Origin of the sequence: Streptomyces sp. NBC_00637 (assembly GCF_045161545.1) — a bacterium.
Lineage (GTDB): Bacteria > Actinomycetota > Actinomycetes > Streptomycetales > Streptomycetaceae > Streptomyces.
Genome location: NZ_CP109046.1, coordinates 6,312,472 through 6,330,655 on the forward strand (window position 1 = coordinate 6,312,472; position 18,184 = coordinate 6,330,655).

15 protein-coding genes are annotated in these 18,184 nt (G+C 70.7%); 9 read left to right on the top strand and 6 right to left on the bottom strand.

What is annotated here, in order from left to right; translation table 11 throughout:
- The first annotated feature begins 41 nt into the window (after nt 1–41).
- The 4 genes from lspA (at nt 42) to OG440_RS27655 (ending at nt 3,767) form a co-directional block, all read left to right on the top strand.
- On the top strand, nt 42–638 hold the full coding sequence (lspA, locus tag OG440_RS27640) for a signal peptidase II (RefSeq protein ID WP_406009485.1): 597 nt from the start codon (nt 42–44) through the stop codon (nt 636–638).
- Nucleotides 639–700: 62 nt separating this feature from the next.
- Entirely contained in the window at nt 701–1,645 is a 945-nt protein-coding gene (locus tag OG440_RS27645) for an RluA family pseudouridine synthase (protein WP_406009486.1), read from the top strand.
- Nucleotides 1,642–2,115, top strand: coding sequence for a GNAT family N-acetyltransferase (locus tag OG440_RS27650; RefSeq protein WP_406009487.1), 474 nt, complete (start codon nt 1,642–1,644; stop codon nt 2,113–2,115). The genes OG440_RS27645 and OG440_RS27650 overlap by 4 nt, the downstream gene beginning before the upstream one ends.
- Nucleotides 2,116–2,180: 65 nt before the next feature.
- Complete coding sequence (locus tag OG440_RS27655) at nt 2,181–3,767, top strand: Na+/H+ antiporter (RefSeq protein WP_406009488.1); 1,587 nt, start codon at nt 2,181–2,183, stop codon at nt 3,765–3,767.
- A 305-nt stretch (nt 3,768–4,072) separates the two neighbouring features.
- On the opposite strand, the gene OG440_RS27660 is transcribed toward OG440_RS27655, so the two are convergent.
- Nucleotides 4,073–5,185 (bottom strand): mechanosensitive ion channel family protein, encoded by a 1,113-nt coding sequence (locus OG440_RS27660; protein WP_406009489.1) that lies wholly within the window; start codon nt 5,183–5,185, stop codon nt 4,073–4,075.
- Between the two features lie 98 nt (nt 5,186–5,283).
- Between OG440_RS27660 and OG440_RS27665 the strand changes: the two genes are divergently transcribed.
- Entirely contained in the window at nt 5,284–5,853 is a 570-nt protein-coding gene (locus OG440_RS27665; RefSeq protein ID WP_406009490.1) for a dienelactone hydrolase family protein, read from the top strand.
- A 60-nt stretch (nt 5,854–5,913) separates the two neighbouring features.
- Here OG440_RS27665 and OG440_RS27670 read toward each other — a convergent pair whose 3' ends face one another.
- The 4 genes from OG440_RS27670 to OG440_RS27685 form a co-directional block, all read right to left on the bottom strand.
- Complete coding sequence (locus tag OG440_RS27670) at nt 5,914–7,593, bottom strand: alkaline phosphatase D family protein (protein ID WP_406009491.1); 1,680 nt, start codon at nt 7,591–7,593, stop codon at nt 5,914–5,916.
- Nucleotides 7,594–7,684: 91 nt separating this feature from the next.
- Complete coding sequence (locus OG440_RS27675) at nt 7,685–8,497, bottom strand: thioredoxin domain-containing protein (RefSeq protein ID WP_406009492.1); 813 nt, start codon at nt 8,495–8,497, stop codon at nt 7,685–7,687.
- A gap of 108 nt (nt 8,498–8,605) precedes the next feature.
- Nucleotides 8,606–9,304, bottom strand: a complete 699-nt coding sequence (locus OG440_RS27680) for a hypothetical protein (protein WP_406009493.1) — start codon at nt 9,302–9,304, stop codon at nt 8,606–8,608.
- A 67-nt stretch (nt 9,305–9,371) separates the two neighbouring features.
- The gene (locus OG440_RS27685; RefSeq protein ID WP_406009494.1) at nt 9,372–10,697 is read right to left on the bottom strand and encodes a DUF2252 domain-containing protein; all 1,326 of its coding nucleotides are present in this window, start codon (nt 10,695–10,697) and stop codon (nt 9,372–9,374) included.
- Between the two features lie 213 nt (nt 10,698–10,910).
- Between OG440_RS27685 and dnaE the strand changes: the two genes are divergently transcribed.
- On the top strand, nt 10,911–14,450 hold the full coding sequence (gene dnaE / locus OG440_RS27690; RefSeq protein WP_406009495.1) for a DNA polymerase III subunit alpha: 3,540 nt from the start codon (nt 10,911–10,913) through the stop codon (nt 14,448–14,450).
- Between the two features lie 97 nt (nt 14,451–14,547).
- On the opposite strand, the gene OG440_RS27695 is transcribed toward dnaE, so the two are convergent.
- Nucleotides 14,548–14,712, bottom strand: coding sequence for a hypothetical protein (locus OG440_RS27695; RefSeq protein ID WP_020129908.1), 165 nt, complete (start codon nt 14,710–14,712; stop codon nt 14,548–14,550).
- Between the two features lie 223 nt (nt 14,713–14,935).
- Between OG440_RS27695 and OG440_RS27700 the strand changes: the two genes are divergently transcribed.
- From OG440_RS27700 to OG440_RS27710, 3 genes are all read left to right on the top strand, one after another.
- Nucleotides 14,936–16,159, top strand: a complete 1,224-nt coding sequence (locus OG440_RS27700) for an NYN domain-containing protein (protein ID WP_406009496.1) — start codon at nt 14,936–14,938, stop codon at nt 16,157–16,159.
- Between the two features lie 107 nt (nt 16,160–16,266).
- Nucleotides 16,267–17,241, top strand: coding sequence for an ABC transporter ATP-binding protein (locus OG440_RS27705; RefSeq protein WP_406009497.1), 975 nt, complete (start codon nt 16,267–16,269; stop codon nt 17,239–17,241).
- A 94-nt stretch (nt 17,242–17,335) separates the two neighbouring features.
- Nucleotides 17,336–18,163 (top strand): ABC transporter permease, encoded by an 828-nt coding sequence (locus OG440_RS27710; protein ID WP_406009498.1) that lies wholly within the window; start codon nt 17,336–17,338, stop codon nt 18,161–18,163.
- Nucleotides 18,164–18,184: the final 21 nt, after the last annotated feature.

Genomic DNA, 18,184 nt, shown 5'->3' on the forward strand with positions numbered 1-18,184 from the left:
TACCCTCGTCCTCAGTCAGGTACCTAGGTTGAGGGACTCACGTGGCAGAGGCGGAGCGCGTCATCGGTACGCCGGACACCCCAGAGGCGGGATCCGAGCCGGAGCAGTCGTCCGGCCCGGACGGGCAGGAGAGCACCGAGGCGCGGCCCAGGGGCAAGCGTCGGATCGCCGTGCTCTTCACCGTCGCCACGTTCGCGTACGTGATCGACCTGGTGAGCAAGATGATCGTGGTCGCCAGGCTCGAGCATCACGCGCCGATCGAGATCATCGGGGACTGGCTGAAGTTCGAGGCCATCCGCAACGCGGGCGCGGCCTTCGGCTTCGGCGAGGCCTTCACCATCATCTTCACGGTGATCGCGTCGGCCGTGATCGTGGTGATCGCCCGGCTCGCCCGCAAGCTCTACAGCCTGCCCTGGGCGATCGCCCTGGGGCTGCTGCTCGGCGGCGCGCTGGGCAACCTCACCGACCGGATCTTCCGCGCGCCGGGTGTCTTCGAGGGCGCGGTCGTGGACTTCATCGCCCCGAAGCACTTCGCCGTGTTCAACCTCGCCGACTCGGCGATCGTCTGCGGCGGCATCCTGATCGTGCTGCTGTCCTTCAAGGGTCTGGACCCGGACGGGACCGTCCACAAGGACTGACCGCCCGGCGGTTGTCCACAGGGCCGTACGGCGGTACCGGCGCCGTCCGGCATACTCGACGGGTGAGCACGATTCCCGAGACCCGCACCCTGCCCGTGCCGGACGGCCTGGAGGGCGAGCGCGTAGACGCCGCCATCTCCCGCATGTTCGGCTTCTCCCGTACGAAGGCCGCCGAGCTGGCCGCGGCGGGGAAGGTCACGGTCGACGGCTCGGTGGTCGGAAAGTCCGAGCGGGTGATCGGTGGTGCCTGGCTGGAGGTCGAGATGCCGCCGGCGCCGCCGCCGGTGCAGATCGTCGCCGAGCCGGTCGAGGGCATGGAGATCGTGCACGACGACGACGACGTGGTCGTGATCGTCAAGCCGGTCGGCGTGGCCGCGCACCCGTCGCCCGGCTGGAGCGGGACGACCGTCATCGGCGGGCTCGCCGCCGCCGGGTACCGCATCTCCACCTCCGGTGCCGCCGAGCGCCAGGGCATCGTGCACCGCCTCGACGTCGGCACCTCGGGGCTGATGGTGGTCGCCAAGTCGGAGCGGGCGTACACGTCGCTCAAGCGCCAGTTCAAGGAGCGCACGGTCGACAAGCGCTACCACACGCTCGTCCAGGGTCACCCCGACCCGACCAGCGGCACGATCGACGCGCCCATCGGCCGGCACCCGCACCACGACTACAAGTGGGCGGTCACGGCCGAGGGCAAGCCGTCCGTCACGCACTACGACCTGATCGAGGCCTTCCGCGCGGCCTCCCTGCTGGACGTGAAGCTGGAGACGGGGCGTACGCACCAGATCCGCGTCCACATGGCCGCCCACCGCCACCCCTGCGTCGGCGACCTGACCTACGGCGCCGACCCCACGCTCTCCAAGCGGCTGGGCCTGACCCGGCAGTGGCTGCACGCCGTGCGGCTGGGCTTCGAGCACCCCGGGGACGGCCAGTGGGCCGAGTTCGCCAGTGACTACCCCGAGGACCTGGCCAAGGCCCTGGAGCGGGTCCGCGAGGAGACCTACGGATGAGCGGCCCCCACGGGTACACGGTGCGGGTGGCCGAGGACCCCGCCGACCTGGAGGCGTGCTTCGCGGTGCGCAAGGAGGTCTTCGTCGGCGAGCAGGGCGTGCCCGAGGAGATCGAGTACGACGAGCACGACCCCGGCGCCGTCCATGTGCTGGCGGTCCGGGAGGACGGGCTGCCGCTCGGCACCGGGCGGCTGCTGTACGGCGAGGCGGCCGCCGGCAGGACCGGCGGCGACCTGTCGGTGGGCTCGCTGGGGCGGCTCGCCGTGAACCGCGAGGCCCGCGGGCTGGGCGTCGGGGTCGCGCTGGTGCGGGGCATCGAGGAGGCGGCACGGGCGCGGGGGCTCGTGGCCGTGGATCTGCACGCACAGACGCAGGCGCTGGGGTTCTACGAGCGGCTGGGGTACGTGGCGTACGGGCCGGAGGACATGGAGGCGGGGATTCCGCACCGGTCCATGCGGCGTTCTCTGTAGCGGACGGCGCTCGTGCGACGCTGGAGGTCTGGATGTTCTTGATCGTCTAGACCGGAGCGCTGACCGTGGACCAGCTGGCCCTGTTGTTCGTCCTGTTGCTCGGGGCCGTGGTGAGCGTCCCGGTCGGGGACCGGTTCGGGTTGCCCGCCCCGGTCCTCATGACGCTGCTCGGGATCGTCCTCGCGGTGCTCGAGTTCGTACCCAACGTGGACGTCCCGCCGGACCTGATCCTGCCGCTCCTGCTGCCGCCCCTTCTGTACGCGGCGGTGCGGCGGACCTCGTGGCGGCAGTTCGCGGCGAACGTGCGGCCGATCTTCCTGCTGGCCGTGGCGCTGGTCTTCGTCACCACGGTGTGCGTGGCGGCGGTGGCCCACACGATCGTGCCGGGGCTGCCGCTCGCCGCCGCCGTGGCGCTGGGCGCGCTGGTCGCGCCGCCCGACCCGGTGGCCGCCACCGCCGTGGCCGGACAACTCGGGCTGCCCCGCCGGCTGGTGTCCATCCTGGAGGGCGAAGGGCTGTTCAACGACGTCACGGCCATCGTGCTCTACCACGTCGCGATCGCCGCGGCCGTGAGCGGCTCGTTCTCGCCGTGGAAGGCCGGTCTCGACCTGGTGCTGTCCGCGGTGGTGGCCGTGGCGGTGGGTGTGGCGCTCGGCTGGGGCGCGAACCGGCTGCTGGACGTCCTCGGGGACACGACGCTGCAGATCGGGCTGACGCTCCTGGTGCCGTACGCCTCGTACGTGCTGGCGGAGGAGTTCCACGGGTCCGGGGTGCTGGCCGTCCTGACCACGGCCCTCTTCCTCGCCGAGTACGCCACCGATCCCGACGACGTGCTGACCCGGCTGGCCGGCCACACCTTCTGGGACATCATCGACACCCTCGTCACCGGCGTCGCGTTCGGGCTGATCGGCCTGGAGCTGCACAACGCCCTCCGGACGGCGTCCGGGCGGTGGGGGGAGATGCTGGGCTGGGCGGCGGTGATCGTGGTCGTGGTCGTCGTCGTACGGCTGCTGTGGCTGCTGCCGGCGACCTGGCTGACGCAACGGCTGCACGCCAGACAGGACCACCTGGAGGACATTCCGACGAACTGGCGGGAGACCCTCGTCATGTGGTGGTCCGGGATGCGCGGGGTGGCCTCGGTGGCGCTGGCGCTGGCCGTGCCGCTGAAGACCGACGACGGCGGGCCCTTTCCCGACCGGGACGAGATCATCTTCATCGCGTTCGGCGTGATCATGGCGACCCTGGTGCTTCAGGGACTGACCCTGCCGTGGCTGGTGAAGCGCCTCGGCGTGCAGGCGGACACCGACCGGGAGAAGGAGTTCGAGAAGGAGCTCGCGGTCCGGGCGGCGAAGGCGGCGAAGCGGCGGCTGCGGGAGATCGAGGCCGAGGAGAATCTGTCGGAGGAGTTGTCCGAGCAGATGCTGCGGCGGGCCTTCGACATCGGACTGCGGATCAGCCCGGACGTCGGGGAGGACGAACGGCGGGAGGGGCACGATCAGCGGGTGCGCAGGCTGAAGCGGGTACGGCGGATCCAGGCGGAGATGCTGAGCGCGGCCCGGCACGAGGTGGTCGGGGCGCGCAGCGAACCGGGCGCCGACCCGGAGATCGTGGACCGGGTGCTGCGGCATCTGGACGTGCGCAGTCTGAAGTGAGGTGACCGGCGGAGTGGGTCGTCGTGGCGGTGTTCAGCTCAGTGACGGCGTGTCGAGGTCGGCCGACGGCTGGGCGAGGGCGACCGGCGACCGGGAGCGCCGGCGACGGTCGGCCCCGGTGTTCTCCGGGGCCGCCGTCGAGCCGGCGCGAGGTGAGCGGCCTGTCGGAGAGACTTTCACTGGACGCGCCGGGACGCCCGGGGACATGGCCGCCATGCCGTACTGGCCGGCCTTCCCCGGGCGTCGGTCACCTCACTTCGCAGGCCGTCCGGATCGACGGCGGTGCGGAACGGGGCGTCCGCCGGTCAGCGGCCCGTCCGCGGCGGCTCGTAGACGCGGCGGGCCGTGCCGTCGGGGGACGAGGACTGGGCGGGCAGGCGGCCCGGGGGCAGCGCGGCGTCGGCCGTGTTGACCCGCGGGAGCGCGTACGCGTGCTCCTTCGACAGCCAGCGGATCATCTCCTCGCGGACCCTGACCCGCACCGTCCAGATGTCGTCGGCGTCCTTCGCCGTGACCAGGGCCCGCACCTGCATGGTGTTGGGCGTGGTGTCGGTGACGTCGAGCCCGCAGGCGCGGCCGTCCCAGGCCGGGCACTCGCGCAGGATGTCGCGCAGCTTCTCGCGCATCGCCTCCACCGGCGCCGCGTGGTCGACGTGCCAGTAGACGATGCCGGTCATCTCCGGGGTGCCGCGCGACCAGTTCTCGAAGGGCTTCGAGGTGAAGTACGACACCGGCATGGTGATCCGGCGCTCGTCCCAGGTCCGCACGGTCAGGAAGGTCAGGGTGATCTCCTCGACCGTGCCCCACTCGCCGTCCACCACGACCGTGTCGCCGATGCGCACCATGTCGCCGAAGGCGATCTGAAGGCCGGCGAACATGTTGCTCAGGGTCGACTGGGCGGCCACACCGGCGACGATGCCGAGGATCCCGGCCGAGGCCAGCAGGGACGCGCCCGCCGCGCGCATGGGCGGGAACGTCAGCAGCATCGAGGCCGCCGCGACCACCCCGACGACGGCCGACACCACCCGCATGATCAGCGACACCTGGGTCCGCACCCGCCGGACCCGGGCCGCGTCGCGGTGCATGCGCGCGTAGCGCGAGTACGAGGTCTCGACGATCGCCGCCGCGATCCTGATCACCAGCCAGGCCGCCGAGCCGATCAGCACCAGGGTGAGGAACTGACCGATGCCGGTCCGATGCTCCTCCAGCAACCGGGCGGCGTCGTACGACCCTCTCAGCATCGCCGCGCACAGCACGAGCTGATAGGGGATGCGGCCACGGCGCAGCAGACCCCACATCGGGGTCTCGGGGTGCCGTTGGTCGGCCTTGCACAGCAGGCGGTCGGTGGCCCAGCCGATGAGGACTGTCAGCACGACCGAACCGCCGACCACGATCACGGGGCGGAGCAGGTTCTCCATGCCTTCGAACGTAACCGGGTCGGAGGGGTCCTGAACATGCGGTTTGTGTGAGGAGGCGCACGCACGGCGTTGTCGGTGCAGGCTGGCACCATGGGCGCATGAACATCATGCTCTTTCACTCGACCTATGGACCGCGGCCCGCGGTGGGCGCCGCGGCGGACCGGCTGCGCGCCGCCGGGCACGAGGTGTGGACGCCGGACCTCTTCGAGGGACGCACGTTCGACACGGTCGAGGAGGGCATGGCGTACAACGAGGAGATCGGCAAGGACGAGCTGCTGAAGAGAGCCGTCCTGGCCGCCGCGCCCTACTCGGAGCGCGGGCTGGTGTACGCCGGGTTCTCGCTCGGCGCGTCGATCGCGCAGACCCTCGCCCTCGGCGACGCCAGGGCGCGCGGCCTGCTCCTCCTGCACGGCACCTCGGACCTCGCGCCGAACGTCTCGGTGGACGGCCTCCCCGTGCAGCTGCATGTCGCGGAGCCGGACCAGTTCGAGACCGACGACTGGCTGAGCGCCTGGTATCTCCAGATGGGCAGAGCGGGCGCCGACGTGGAGGTCTACCGGTACGCGGGCGCCGGGCACCTGTACACCGACCCCGGCCTGCCCGACTACGACGAGGAGGCGGCCGAGGCCACCTGGCGGGTGGCACTCGGCTTCCTCGACGCGCTCTAGGCGGGTCCGGACCCGAATCCGGACCCGGACCCGAATCCGGACCCGGATCGAGGCCTTGATCTAGACCGGGTCGTAGGTCCGCTCCATCTTCTGCGTGCCGCTGCGCGTGCGGTACGAGCGGGACCAGGCGGAGGTCGCGGTGGTGCTGGTGCGGTCGGACAGCACGTAGTAGTCCATCTGCGCGCGCTCGGCGGTGATGTCCAGGACGCCGTAACCGTGCCGGTCGGTGTCGACGAAGTGGACGTGCCGGTTCGCGGCCCTGATGATCGGGGAGGCGACCGCGGTGAGCGTGCCCTCCGGGACCTTCACGATGTCGTCGAGGTTGTCGGAGGTCACCGAGGTGACCACGAACTCCGTGGCCGCCGAGGCCGACAGCGGGTACGTCCCGGCGTCCACCGGCACGTCGTTGGCCCACGCCATGTGGATGTCACCGGTCAGGAAGACGGTGTTGCGGATGGCGTTGGAGCGCAGGTGGGCGAGGAGTTCGCGGCGGTCGTCGGTGTAGCCGTCCCACTGGTCGGTGTTGAGGCCGAGGCCCTCCTGGGGCAGGCCGAGCAGCTTGGCCAGCGGCTTGAACAGGTCCGCGGAGAGCGAGCCGATCGCGAACGGCGAGATCATCACCGAGTTGCCGACCAGCCGCCAGGTGGTGTCGGACGCCTTCAGCCCGGCCTTCAGCCAGTCGAGCTGGGCGCGTCCGGTGAGCGTGCGGTCCGGGTCGTCGACGGTGCCGTTGCCGACGGCGACCTGCTGCGAGCGGAAGGACCGCAGGTCCAGCAGGGACAGATCGGCGAGCTTGCCGAAGCGCAGCCGGCGGTAGGTGGTGCCGGCGATGGCCGGTCGGACCGGCATCCACTCGAAGTAGGCCTGCTTGGCGGCCGCCTGACGGGCCGGCCAGGCGCCCTCGGTGCCCTCGGTGTGGTTCTCGGCGCCGCCCGACCAGGTGTCGTTGGCGAACTCGTGGTCGTCCCAGATGGCGACGACCGGCGCCTTCGCGTGCAGGGCCTGGAGGTCCGGGTCGGTCTTGTACTTGCCGTGCCGGGTGCGGTAGTCGGCGAGGGTGAGGATCTCGTGCGTGGGCGCCGTCTGCCGTACGACGGTCCCGCGCGTGCCGTACTCGCCGGTGCCGTACTCGTAGATGTAGTCGCCGAGGTGCAGCCAGGCGTCCAGGTCGCCGCGGGCCGCGAGGTGACGGTACGAGGAGAAGTAGCCGGCCTCCCAGTTGGCGCAGGAGACCACGCCGAAGCGCAGGCCGGTGACGGCCGCGTCCGCCGCCGGCGCGGTGCGGGTACGCGCCACCGGGGAGTCGGTGCCGCCGGACGAGAAGCGGAACCAGTAGTCGGTGGCGGGCGCGAGACCGCGGATGTCGGCCTTGACGGTGTGATCGGTCGCGGCGGAGGCGGTGGTGGAGCCCTTGGCGACCACGTTCGTCAGTGCCTTGTCCGTGGCGACGACCCAGCTCACCTCGGTGTCCGGACCGAGCCCGGAGCCGGGTATCGCCTCGGCGGTGGGCGTCACCCGGGTCCACAGCAGGACGCCGTCGGGCAGCGGGTCGCCGGAGGCGAGGCCGTGCAGGAAGACGGGGGCCTCGGCGGCCCTGGCCGGCAGCGCGGCGGCGAGCGGGCCGGCCAGCACGGCCGTGGCGGCCACGGCCTTGAGCGCCGTACGGCGGCGCGGCGACAGCGAGTTGGGGCGCTCTGACGAGGTGTCGGCGCTCTCGGAGGATCTGTATCGACTGGTCACGGACGATCAGATTACTGACCAGTACGGCAAAGAGCGGGCGAACTGTCAAAAGTTCGCCCGCTCTTCCTCGGAGTGTCGGATCGGAGGCCGATCAGCCCTTGAGGGCCGCGTCGACCGCCGCGGTGAAGTCGGCGACCGTCATCGGGGCGTTCTTCCCGTCGGAGCCGGTCAGCGTCTTGCCGTCCATCTTCAGGGTCGGGGTGCCCGTGACGCCGCTCTTGTCGAACGTCTTGGACATCTCCAGCGCCCACCGGTCGTAGGTGCCGTTCTTCACGGCGGTCTGGAACTTGCTGTTGCCCTTCAGGGCGGAGACCGTGTCCGCGACCTTGATCAGGTAGGCGTCGTCCTTGAACTTGTCGCTGGTCTCCTCGGGGTGGTACTTCGCCGAGTAGAGAGCGGTCTTGTACTCGAGGAACGCCTCGGGGCTGACGTTGAGAGCGGCGCCCAGGGCGCTGAGCGCGTTCTTGGAGCCCTCGCCGGTCAGGCTGTTGTCGAGGAAGCTGGCGCCGACGTACTGGATCTTGAACTTGCCGGCGTCGTAGTCGCTCTTCACCGTCGCGCCGACCGTCTGCTCGAACTGGGCGCAGATCGGGCAGCGCGGGTCCTCGTACATCACGAGCGTCTTCTTGGCGGTCGCCTTGCCCATGACGACCGTCGTGCCCTTCGTGCCGGTGGTGTTGGCCGGCTTGACCAGCTTGGCCTTCGCGGCGTCCTCCCAGTAGCCGGGCTTGTTCGCCTGGACGACCGCGTAACCTATGCCGCCGGCCGCGGCGAGGACGGCGACGACCGAGCAGGCGACGATGATCTGCCGCCTGGTCTTGGCCCGCTTGGCCTCGCGCTCACGCTCGACGCGCAGCCGCTCGCGGGCCGCCGTCTTCGATGCCGCGCTGTTCCGCTTGCTCATGGTGTTCTCCAAAAGGGACGCGCACACGTCGTACGCGGAAGTTCGTGTGGGGACTGTGGGACGGGGTGATGCTCGGGCGCCCGGGCCTGTACAGACGGGAGGGTCCGGTCAGACCGCGACGGGCGAGCACGGCGGTCCACGCCGTCCCAGGGAGTGCACGAGAATCCGCTCACGGACGGTGGTCGACCGGCGGGTGGGCCGCGGCAGGCGGCGGGTGGCCGGGACGCGTCGTACGTTCACGGCGGCGACGGCCAGCAGCAGCGGCCGGAAGGTGGTCGCGGTCGCGGCCCGCAGCAGCTGGGCCAGGGCCCGCTCGCCCCGGCGCAGCCAGGCGGCCGCGATCAGGCCGACGCACAGGTGCGCGCCGAGCAGCAGCCACGCGGCGGCCGGGTCGGGGTGGGCGAGGAGGCCGCCCAGCTGGTCGGTGCCGGTGCCGGTGCCGGTGACCTGGGCCAGCGGGGTGCCGACGGGTGTGCCGTCGCCGCAGAGCACGTCCCAGCCGACCGAGGCCAGCGGGCCGGCGACCGGGCCGCCCGCCCGGCCGTAGCAAACGTGCTGGCCGGTGGTGAAGACGGTGTCGGCCGCCAGCTCCAGCGGGATCAGCAGGGCGGCGATCCGCCCGAAGCCGCACTCGCGGCCGGCGAGGACATAGGCGAGGGCGAACACGGCGGCCGCGACGGCGGCCACCGTGTTGAGCGGCAGCGGGGCCCGGGACAGCAGCACGTGCGACGCGGTGCTGAGCGTCACGACGCATGCCGTGAACAGCGCCGCGCGTACGGCTCTGAGTCGGGTCCCGGATATGTCCATAGCGGAGGAGAGTGTGCCACGTGCTCCTGTAGGAGACCCCTAAAGGGTCTCTGTGAGCAGGCGACCGTTAGAGACCTGGAATCCGGCCGTTGCGGAACAGGTCGACGAAGATCTGGTGGTCGGCACGCGCGCGGGCGCCGTACGTGTGCGCGAAGTCGACCAGAAGGGGGGCGAAACCCTCCTCGTCGGCCGCGATCGCCGCGTCGATGGCCCGCTCGGTGGAGAAGGGCACCAGGGACTCGCCGGAGGTGTCGTCCGCCGCCGCGTGCATCGTGGCCGTGGCCCGGCCCAGGTCGGCGACGACGCCCGCGATCTCCTCCGGGTCGTCGATGTCGCCCCAGTCCAGGTCGACCGCGTACGGCGAGACCTCGGCGACCAGCTGCCCGGCGCCGCCCAGCTCGGTCCAGCCCAGCCACGGGTCGGCGTGCTGCTGGAGGGCGCGCTGGGAGATCACCGTGCGGTGGCCCTCGTGCTGGAAGTAGTCGCGGATCGCCGGGTCGGTGATGTGCCGGGAGACGGCCGGCGTCTGGGCCTGCTTGATGTAGATCACGACGTCGTTCTCCAGGGCGTCGCTGTGGCCCTCGAGGAGGATGTTGTACGACGGCAGGCCGGCCGAGCCGATGCCGATGCCCCGGCGGCCGACGACGTCCTTCACGCGGTAGGAGTCCGGGCGGGCCAGGGAGGTCTCCGGCAGGGTCTCCAGATAGCCGTCGAAGGCCGCGAGCACCTTGTAGCGGGTGGCGGCGTCCAGCTCGATGGAGCCGCCGCCGTCGGCGAAGCGGCGCTCGAAGTCCCGGATCTCCGTCATCGAGTCCAGCAGCCCGAAGCGGGTCAGCGACCGGGCGTCGCGCAGCGCGTCGAGGAGCGGGCCCTGCGCGGTGTCCAGGGTGAAGGGCGGCACCTCGTCGCTCTTGGCGCCGGTGGCCAGCGCCCGGATCCGCTCCCGGTAGGCGCCCGCGTACACCTCCACCAGCTCGCTGATCTGCTCGTCGCCGAGCGCCTTCGCGTACCCGATGAGGGCGATCGAGGCGGAGAAGCGCTTCAGGTCCCAGGTGAACGGGCCGACGTACGCCTCGTCGAAGTCGTTGACGTTGAAGATCAGCCGGCCTGTCGCGTCCATGTAGGTGCCGAAGTTCTCCGCGTGCAGATCGCCGTGGATCCACACGCGTGAGGTGCGCTCGTCCAGGAACGGGCCGCCCCGCTTCTCGGCGTCGACATCGTGGTAGAAGAGGCCCGCGGTACCCCGGTAGAACGCGAACGCGGAGGCCGCCATCTTGCGGAACTTCACCCGGAACGCGGCCGGGTCGGCGGCCAGGAGCTGGCCGAACGCGGTGTCGAAGACGGCGAGGATCTCCTCGCCGCGGTGCTCGTCGTTGAGCTGCGGAACCGACATCGCCTGGTGCCTCCTGGTGCATGACATGTACGACAGCGTTTCTGTCGTCTCCAACGGGCGGGGCCGGACGAAAGTGCCCACGACCCCCTGTGAAGGTACGTGGGGAACGAGGCTGGGTGTCAGTCGCGAGGCATAGACTTCGACGCTGTCCCCCGGACCGCCCGCAACCCGTGGGACACCTGTCGACGTATGTTTCCCTTGGAGGCCGCAGCCGTGTCAAAGCCGCCGTTCACGCACCTGCACGTCCATACCCAGTACTCGCTGCTGGACGGTGCCGCGCGGCTGAAGGACATGTTCGACGCGTGCAACGAGATGGGCATGACCCACATCGCCATGTCGGACCACGGCAACCTGCACGGGGCGTACGACTTCTTCCACACCGCGAAGAAGGCCGGAGTCACCCCGATCATCGGGATCGAGGCGTATGTCGCCCCCGAGTCGCGGCGCAACAAGCGCAAGATCCAGTGGGGTCAGCCGCACCAGAAGCGCGACGACGTGTCCGGTTCCGGTGGCTACACGCACAAGACGATCTGGGCGGCGAACGCGACGGGCCTGCACAACCTCTTCAGGCTCTCCTCGGACGCGTACGCCGAGGGCTGGCTCCAGAAGTGGCCCCGGATGGACAAGGAGACCATCTCCCAGTGGTCCGAGGGCCTCATCGCCTCCACCGGCTGCCCCTCCGGCGAGCTCCAGACCCGGCTGCGCCTCGGCCAGTTCGACGAGGCCCTGAAGTCCGCCGCCGAGTACCAGGACATCTTCGGCAAGGACCGCTACTTCCTGGAGCTGATGGACCACGGCATCGAGATCGAGAGCCGGGTCCGCGCCGGCCTCCTGGAGATCGGCAAGAAGCTCGGCATCCCGCCGCTGGTCACCAACGACTCGCACTACACGTACGCGCACGAGGCGACGGCGCACGACGCGCTGCTGTGCATCCAGACCGGCAAGAACCTCTCGGACCCCGACCGCTTCCGCTTCGACGGCACCGGCTACTACCTGAAGTCCACGGACGAGATGTACGCCATCGACTCCTCGGACGCCTGGCAGGAGGGCTGCGCCAACACGCTCCTGGTGGCCGAGCAGATCGACACCTCCGGCATGTTCGAGGCGAAGAACCTCATGCCGAAGTTCGACATCCCCGACGGCTTCACCGAGATCACCTGGTTCAAGGAGGAGGTGCGCCTGGGGATGAACCGCCGTTTCCCGGGCGGCGTCCCCGAGGACCGGCAGAAGCAGGTCGAGTACGAGATGGACGTCATCATCCAGATGGGGTTCCCGGGCTACTTCCTCGTCGTCGCCGACTTCATCATGTGGGCGAAGAACCAGGGCATCGCGGTCGGTCCGGGGCGTGGTTCCGCGGCCGGCTCGATCGTCGCCTACGCGATGGGCATCACCGACCTCGACCCGATCCCGCACGGTCTGATCTTCGAGCGGTTCCTCAACCCCGAGCGCGTCTCCATGCCCGATGTCGACATCGACTTCGACGAGCGCAGGCGCGTCGAGGTGATCCGGTACGTGACGGAGAAGTACGGCGCCGACAAGGTCGCCATGATCGGCACCTACGGCAAGATCAAGGCGAAGAACGCGATCAAGGACTCCGCGCGCGTGCTGGGCTACCCGTACGCCATGGGCGACCGCCTCACCAAGGCGATGCCCGCCGACGTCCTGGGCAAGGGCATCGACCTCAACGGGATCACCGACCCCTCGCACCCGCGCTACAGCGAGGCGGGCGAGATCCGCGCGATGTACGAGAACGAGCCGGACGTCAAGAAGGTCATCGACACCGCCAAGGGCGTCGAGGGCCTGGTCCGGCAGATGGGCGTGCACGCGGCCGGCGTGATCATGTCCAGCGAGCCCATCGTCGACCACGCCCCCATCTGGGTGCGCCACACGGACGGCGTGACCATCACGCAGTGGGACTACCCGCAGTGCGAGTCGCTCGGCCTGCTGAAGATGGACTTCCTCGGCCTGCGCAACCTGACGATCATGGACGACGCCGTCAAGATGGTGAAGTCCAACAAGGGCATCGACCTCGACCTGCTGGCCCTGCCGCTGGACGATCCGAAGACCTTCGAACTGCTCCAGCGCGGTGAGACGCTCGGCGTCTTCCAGTTCGACGGCGGCCCCATGCGCTCGCTGCTGCGCCTGATGAAGCCCGACAACTTCGAGGACATCTCCGCCGTCTCCGCGCTCTACCGTCCCGGCCCGATGGGCATGGACTCGCACACCAACTACGCGCTGCGCAAGAACAAGCTCCAGGAGATCACCCCGATCCACAAGGAGCTCGAGGAGCCGCTCGAAGAGGTGCTGGCCGTCACCTACGGCCTGATCGTGTACCAGGAGCAGGTGCAGAAGGCCGCCCAGATCATCGCCGGGTACTCCCTCGGCGAGGCCGACATCCTGCGCCGCGTGATGGGCAAGAAGAAGCCCGACGAGCTGGCGAAGAACTTCACCATCTTCCAGGCCGGCGCCAAGAAGAACGGCTACAGCGACGAGGCGATCCAGGCGCTGTGGGACGTGCTGGTCCCCTTCGCCGGCTACGCCTTCAACAAGGCGCACTCCGCCGCGTACGGCCTGGTCTCGTACTGGACCGCCTACCTGAAGGCGAACCACCCCGCCGAGTACATGGCCGGACTGCTCACCTCGGTCAAGGACGACAAGGACAAGTCGGCCGTCTACCTCAACGAGTGCCGGCGCATGGGCATCAAGGTGCTCCCGCCCAACGTCAACGAGTCGGTGCACAACTTCGCCGCGCAGGGCGACGACGTGATCCTCTTCGGCCTCGAAGCCGTGCGCAACGTCGGCACCAACGTGGTGGAGTCGATCATCAGGAGCCGCAAGGCCAAGGGCAAGTACGCCTCCTTCCCGGACTACCTCGACAAGGTCGAGGCGGTCGCGTGCAACAAGCGCACCACGGAGTCGCTGATCAAGGCGGGCGCGTTCGACACTCTGGGGCACACCCGCAAGGGCCTCACCGCGCACTTCGAGCCGATGATCGACAACGTGGTCGCGGTCAAGCGCAAGGAGGCCGAGGGCCAGTTCGACCTCTTCGGCGGCATGGGCGAGGAGGAGACCAGCGAGCCCGGCTTCGGACTCGACGTCGAGTTCACGACCGACGAGTGGGAGAAGACGTATCTGCTCGCCCAGGAGCGGGAGATGCTCGGTCTGTACGTCTCCGACCATCCGCTCTTCGGCCTGGAGCACGTGCTGTCCGACAAGGCCGACGCGGGCATCGCCCAGCTCACCGGCGGCGAGCACGCGGACGGCGCGGTCGTCACCATCGGCGGCATCATCTCCGGTCTCCAGCGCAAGATGACCAAGCAGGGCAACGCCTGGGCGATCGCCACCGTCGAGGACCTCGCGGGCTCCATCGAGTGCATGTTCTTCCCGGCGACCTACCAGCTCGTCTCGACCCAACTCGTCGAGGACGCCGTCGTCTTCGTCAAGGGCCGCCTCGACAAGCGGGAGGACGTGCCGCGGCTCGTCGCCATGGAGCTCCAGGTCCCCGACCTGTCCAACGCGGGCACCAACGCGCCCGTGATCCTCACCATCCCGGCCACCCGGGTCACTCCGCCGATGATCAACCGGCTCGGGGAGATCCTCACGCACCACCGGGGTGACAGCGAGGTCCGGATCAGGCTCCAGGGCCCGACCAAGACGACCGTCCTGCGGCTGGACCGGCACCGGGTCAAGCCCGATCCCGCGCTGTTCGGCGATCTGAAGGTGCTGCTCGGCCCGTCCTGCCTGGCCGGCTGAGCGCGGGACAGGAACGGGAGAAAAACCTGCGAGGGGCGCATCCGGTACCGGATGCGCCCCTCGGTGCGTCCGGGCGCAACGGCCCGTCGCCCGGATGTCAGTTGTGGCCGAAGCGCTTCTGCCGGCCCTTGCGGGCGACGTCGGCCGGCGTCACCTGTGCGATGCGCTGCTCGGCCTGCGACTCCATCGAGGACTGCTGCGCCGCCTGCTGGCCACGCTCGGACTGCGGCTGTTTACGTTCCTGCTTCTTGTTCTTGGCCATGGTGATCTGCCTCCTGGGAGGGTCTGGGGGCCATCGACGGGACCAGACTCACATAGGCTGACTTACAACGCATTTCGGATAATTACCGTCTGTAACAGGGGTTGTCGTAGCGCAAGCCCCCGAAACGCCACGCCGAAGATCGAGTTCCGGCCGTTAACCTCCGCGTGGTCGGGCAGACTCGAAGAAAGCCCGAAGCAAACCTCCCGGAAAGAGGGTGAGTCGTGTGGACCGCTGCATCGTCCTGGTGGACGCCGGGTATCTGCTGGGGGCCGCCGCCAGCCTCCTCGCCGGAGAGCCCTCGCGATCGCGGATCACCGTCGACCACTCCGCCCTCGTCCAGGGGCTGCGCGAACAGGCCGAGTCCGAGACCGAGCGACCGCTGCTGCGCATCTACTGGTTCGACGGCGCCCCGGACCGCGTCCCCCAGCCCGAACACCGCAGACTGCGCGTGATGCCCCGGGTCACCGTCCGGCTGGGCGCACTGACCCGCAGCGACGGCCGCTGGGCCCAGAAGGGCGTCGACGCCGCCATGCACGCCGAGCTGACCGAACTGGCCCGCAACCGCGCCTGCTCCGACGTCGTGCTCGTCACCGGCGACGGCGATCTGCTGCCGGGCATGATGGCCGCCAAGGAGCACGGCGTCGCCGTCCACCTGTGGGCCGTCCAGGCCGCCGACGGCGACTACAACCAGTCCGAGGACTTGGTCGCCGAGGCCGACGAACGCCGTGTCCTGGACCGCACCTGGATCACCAAGGCCGTACGCGCCAAGGAGTTCGGCGGGGCCTGCGCGCCGCCGCCCGCGCCCCGGCCCGAGATCGCCGCGATCCTCTCCGCGCCGCTGCCCGACTCCGGTCTCGCCCGCGCCGCCGAACGCGGCGTCGAGGAGCCCGAGCACGCCTCCGCGGCCGGCACCTCCGAGATCGGCGCCGAGGAGCGCGTCCCCGCACCCAAGGGGGGCGTGCCGACCCCCAAGGACCTGGCCGCCCTGCGCGCACCCGGCGCCCAGGCCGTCCAGCACCCCACCACCGCGACCCTGCGCTGGTCCTCCGACAAGGGCTGGGTCGACCGCCCCGGGATCGCCGCCGAGCCCTCCGAGGTCGCCGCGATGCCGACGCTCGCGCAGCTCACCACGGCCGAGCAGCGGTGGGCCGACCGCGAGGAGGACATCACCACCGTCGGCGGCGACCCGTACGAGGTGGGGCAGGTCTTCGCCCGCCGGTGGATGGGACGCCTCGGCGAGCAGGGCCAGCTCCAGAAGCTGTCGGGCATGTACCCGCGGATCCCGCACCGCATCGACGGCGAGCTGCTGAGGTACGCGGCGCGCTTCGGACTGCTCGCGCACAAGGACGACCAGATCGACGAACACGACCGGTACGCCATCCGGGCGGGATTCTGGCGCGAGATCGACGTACGGACGGCCGCGGAGCACGTGCCGGCGGCGGACTGAACCGGGCGTACGGGACGCCCCGACGGCGGACGGCGGTCCGTGACCCCGTAGTCTCGTCCCTTGTGAGTACGCGCGCGGTACCGCCCATTCGGCACAGGGACGAGGTCGTGTGTGCCGTGCGCGGGCTGACCAAGACCTACCCGGCGGTCCGGGGCCGGCGCGGCACCCCCGCGACACCCGAGGTCCGGGCCACCGACGACGTACGCCTGGACATCCGGCGCGGTGAGATCTTCGGACTGCTCGGGCCCAACGGCGCCGGGAAGACCACCCTCGTCCGGCAGATGACCGGGCTGATGCGGCCCGACACCGGCAGCGTGGAGATCCTCGGGCACGACATCGTGCGCCACCCCGAGCGGGCCGCGCGGATCCTCGCCTACCTCGGGCAGGAGTCCACCGCCCTCGACGACCTCACCGTCTCGCTCGCCGCCGAGACCACCGGACGGCTGCGCGGCCTCGACGTGCGCGCGGCCCGCCGCGAGCGGGACGCCGTCCTCGACGAGCTGGGTCTCACGCCGATCGCCGGACGGCCGCTGCGCAAGCTGTCCGGCGGACAGCGGCGGCTGGCCTGCTTCGCCGCCGTGCTGGTGGGGGAGCGGCCCCTGCTCGTGCTGGACGAACCGACCACCGGGATGGATCCGGTGGCCCGGCGGGCCGTGTGGGCCTCCGTGGACCGGCGGCGGGCCGAGCGAGGGACGACCGTGCTGCTCGTCACCCACAACGTCATCGAGGCGGAGACCGTCCTCGACCGGGTCGCCGTCATCGACCAGGGCCGGGTCATCGCGTGCGACACCCCCACCGGGCTCAAGGAGCAGGTCGCCGACGAGGTGCGGGTCGAGCTGGTGTGGCGGGAACGGGCGCCGCTCGACGTGCCCGAGGTCGCCGCGCTGCGCGAACGGGCCGTGGAATCCGGCCGCCGCTGGACCCTGCGGCTGGCGCCGGACGAGGCCCGCGCGGTCGTCGCCACCGTCACCGGCGGAGCCGCTTTCGCCGCACTGGACGACTTCACGCTGGCCACACCGAGCCTGGAGGACGTCTATCTGGCGCTGGGCGGGGCGGCACGGCAGGGGCTGGTGCGGGCATGAGGCCGGCGAGAACGAGGGGCGCCGAGGTGAGCGAGCGGGACTCCAGGCCCGTATGGCACGGTAGGGGAACCGTAGGGAAGAGGAGCAACGCCACGTGAGTGTCGTACCCGCCGAGGTTCTGCCGGGAAGCCCCCGGGCCGTCACGCAGACCGTGCCCCGCGCGGCCGCCGCCGAGCTGGCCCCCCGCGCGCGGCTGTGGCCGTCGCTGGTGGCCGTGTACCGGGCGCAGCTGTCCCGGGCCCGGGTGGCGCGCATCCCCCTGCTGTTCGTGGCGACCTTCCAGTCCGTCGGCATCCTGATCATGATGCGGGGCGTGGTGGACGGGGGCCACGAGGCGGAGGCCGTGGTGGCGGGCTCTGCGGTCCTCGTCGTCGCGTTCGTCGCGCTGAACCTGCTCGCGCAGTACTTCGGACAGCTGCGGGCGAGCGGCGGGCTGGACCACTACGCGACCCTCCCGGTGCCGCCCGCGGCCGTGGTGCTCGGGGCGGCGGGGGCGTACGCGTCCTTCACCGTGCCGGGGACCCTGGTGACCGCGATCTTCGGATGCGTGCTGTTCGGACTGCCGCTCACCCATCTGTGGGTGCTCGTGGCCGTGATCCCCCTGGCCGGGGCCGCGCTGTCCGGACTCGGCGCGGCCTTCGGGCTGCTCGCGCCGCGTCCCGAGCTGGCCACCCTGCTGGGGCAGCTCGGCATGTCGGCGGCGCTGCTGCTGGGGGTGCTGCCGCCGGACCGGATGCCGGAGGCGGTGCGCTTCACCCGCGATCTGCTGCCGTCGACGTACGGCGTCGAGGCGTTCGCCCGGACCTTCCGGGCCAGTCCCGACTGGGCGTTCGTGCTCGGCGACCTCGCCGTGTGCGCCGGGGTCGGCGTCGTCTCGCTGGCCGTCGCCACCTGGGCGTACCGCCGAGCCGCGGTCCGGTGACGCGCGGCACGGGCGCGCCTG

Coding starts and splice junctions, on each gene's coding strand:
- OG440_RS27675 (WP_406009492.1), bottom strand. CDS start 8,497: ATGAGCAAGCGGAACAGCGCGGCATCGAAGACGGCGGCCCGCGAGCGG.
- OG440_RS27695 (WP_020129908.1), bottom strand. CDS start 14,712: ATGGCCAAGAACAAGAAGCAGGAACGTAAACAGCCGCAGTCCGAGCGT.
- OG440_RS27650 (WP_406009487.1), top strand. CDS start 1,642: ATGAGCGGCCCCCACGGGTACACGGTGCGGGTGGCCGAGGACCCCGCC.
- OG440_RS27660 (WP_406009489.1), bottom strand. CDS start 5,185: ATGGAGAACCTGCTCCGCCCCGTGATCGTGGTCGGCGGTTCGGTCGTG.
- OG440_RS27665 (WP_406009490.1), top strand. CDS start 5,284: ATGAACATCATGCTCTTTCACTCGACCTATGGACCGCGGCCCGCGGTG.
- OG440_RS27685 (WP_406009494.1), bottom strand. CDS start 10,697: ATGTCGGTTCCGCAGCTCAACGACGAGCACCGCGGCGAGGAGATCCTC.
- OG440_RS27680 (WP_406009493.1), bottom strand. CDS start 9,304: ATGGACATATCCGGGACCCGACTCAGAGCCGTACGCGCGGCGCTGTTC.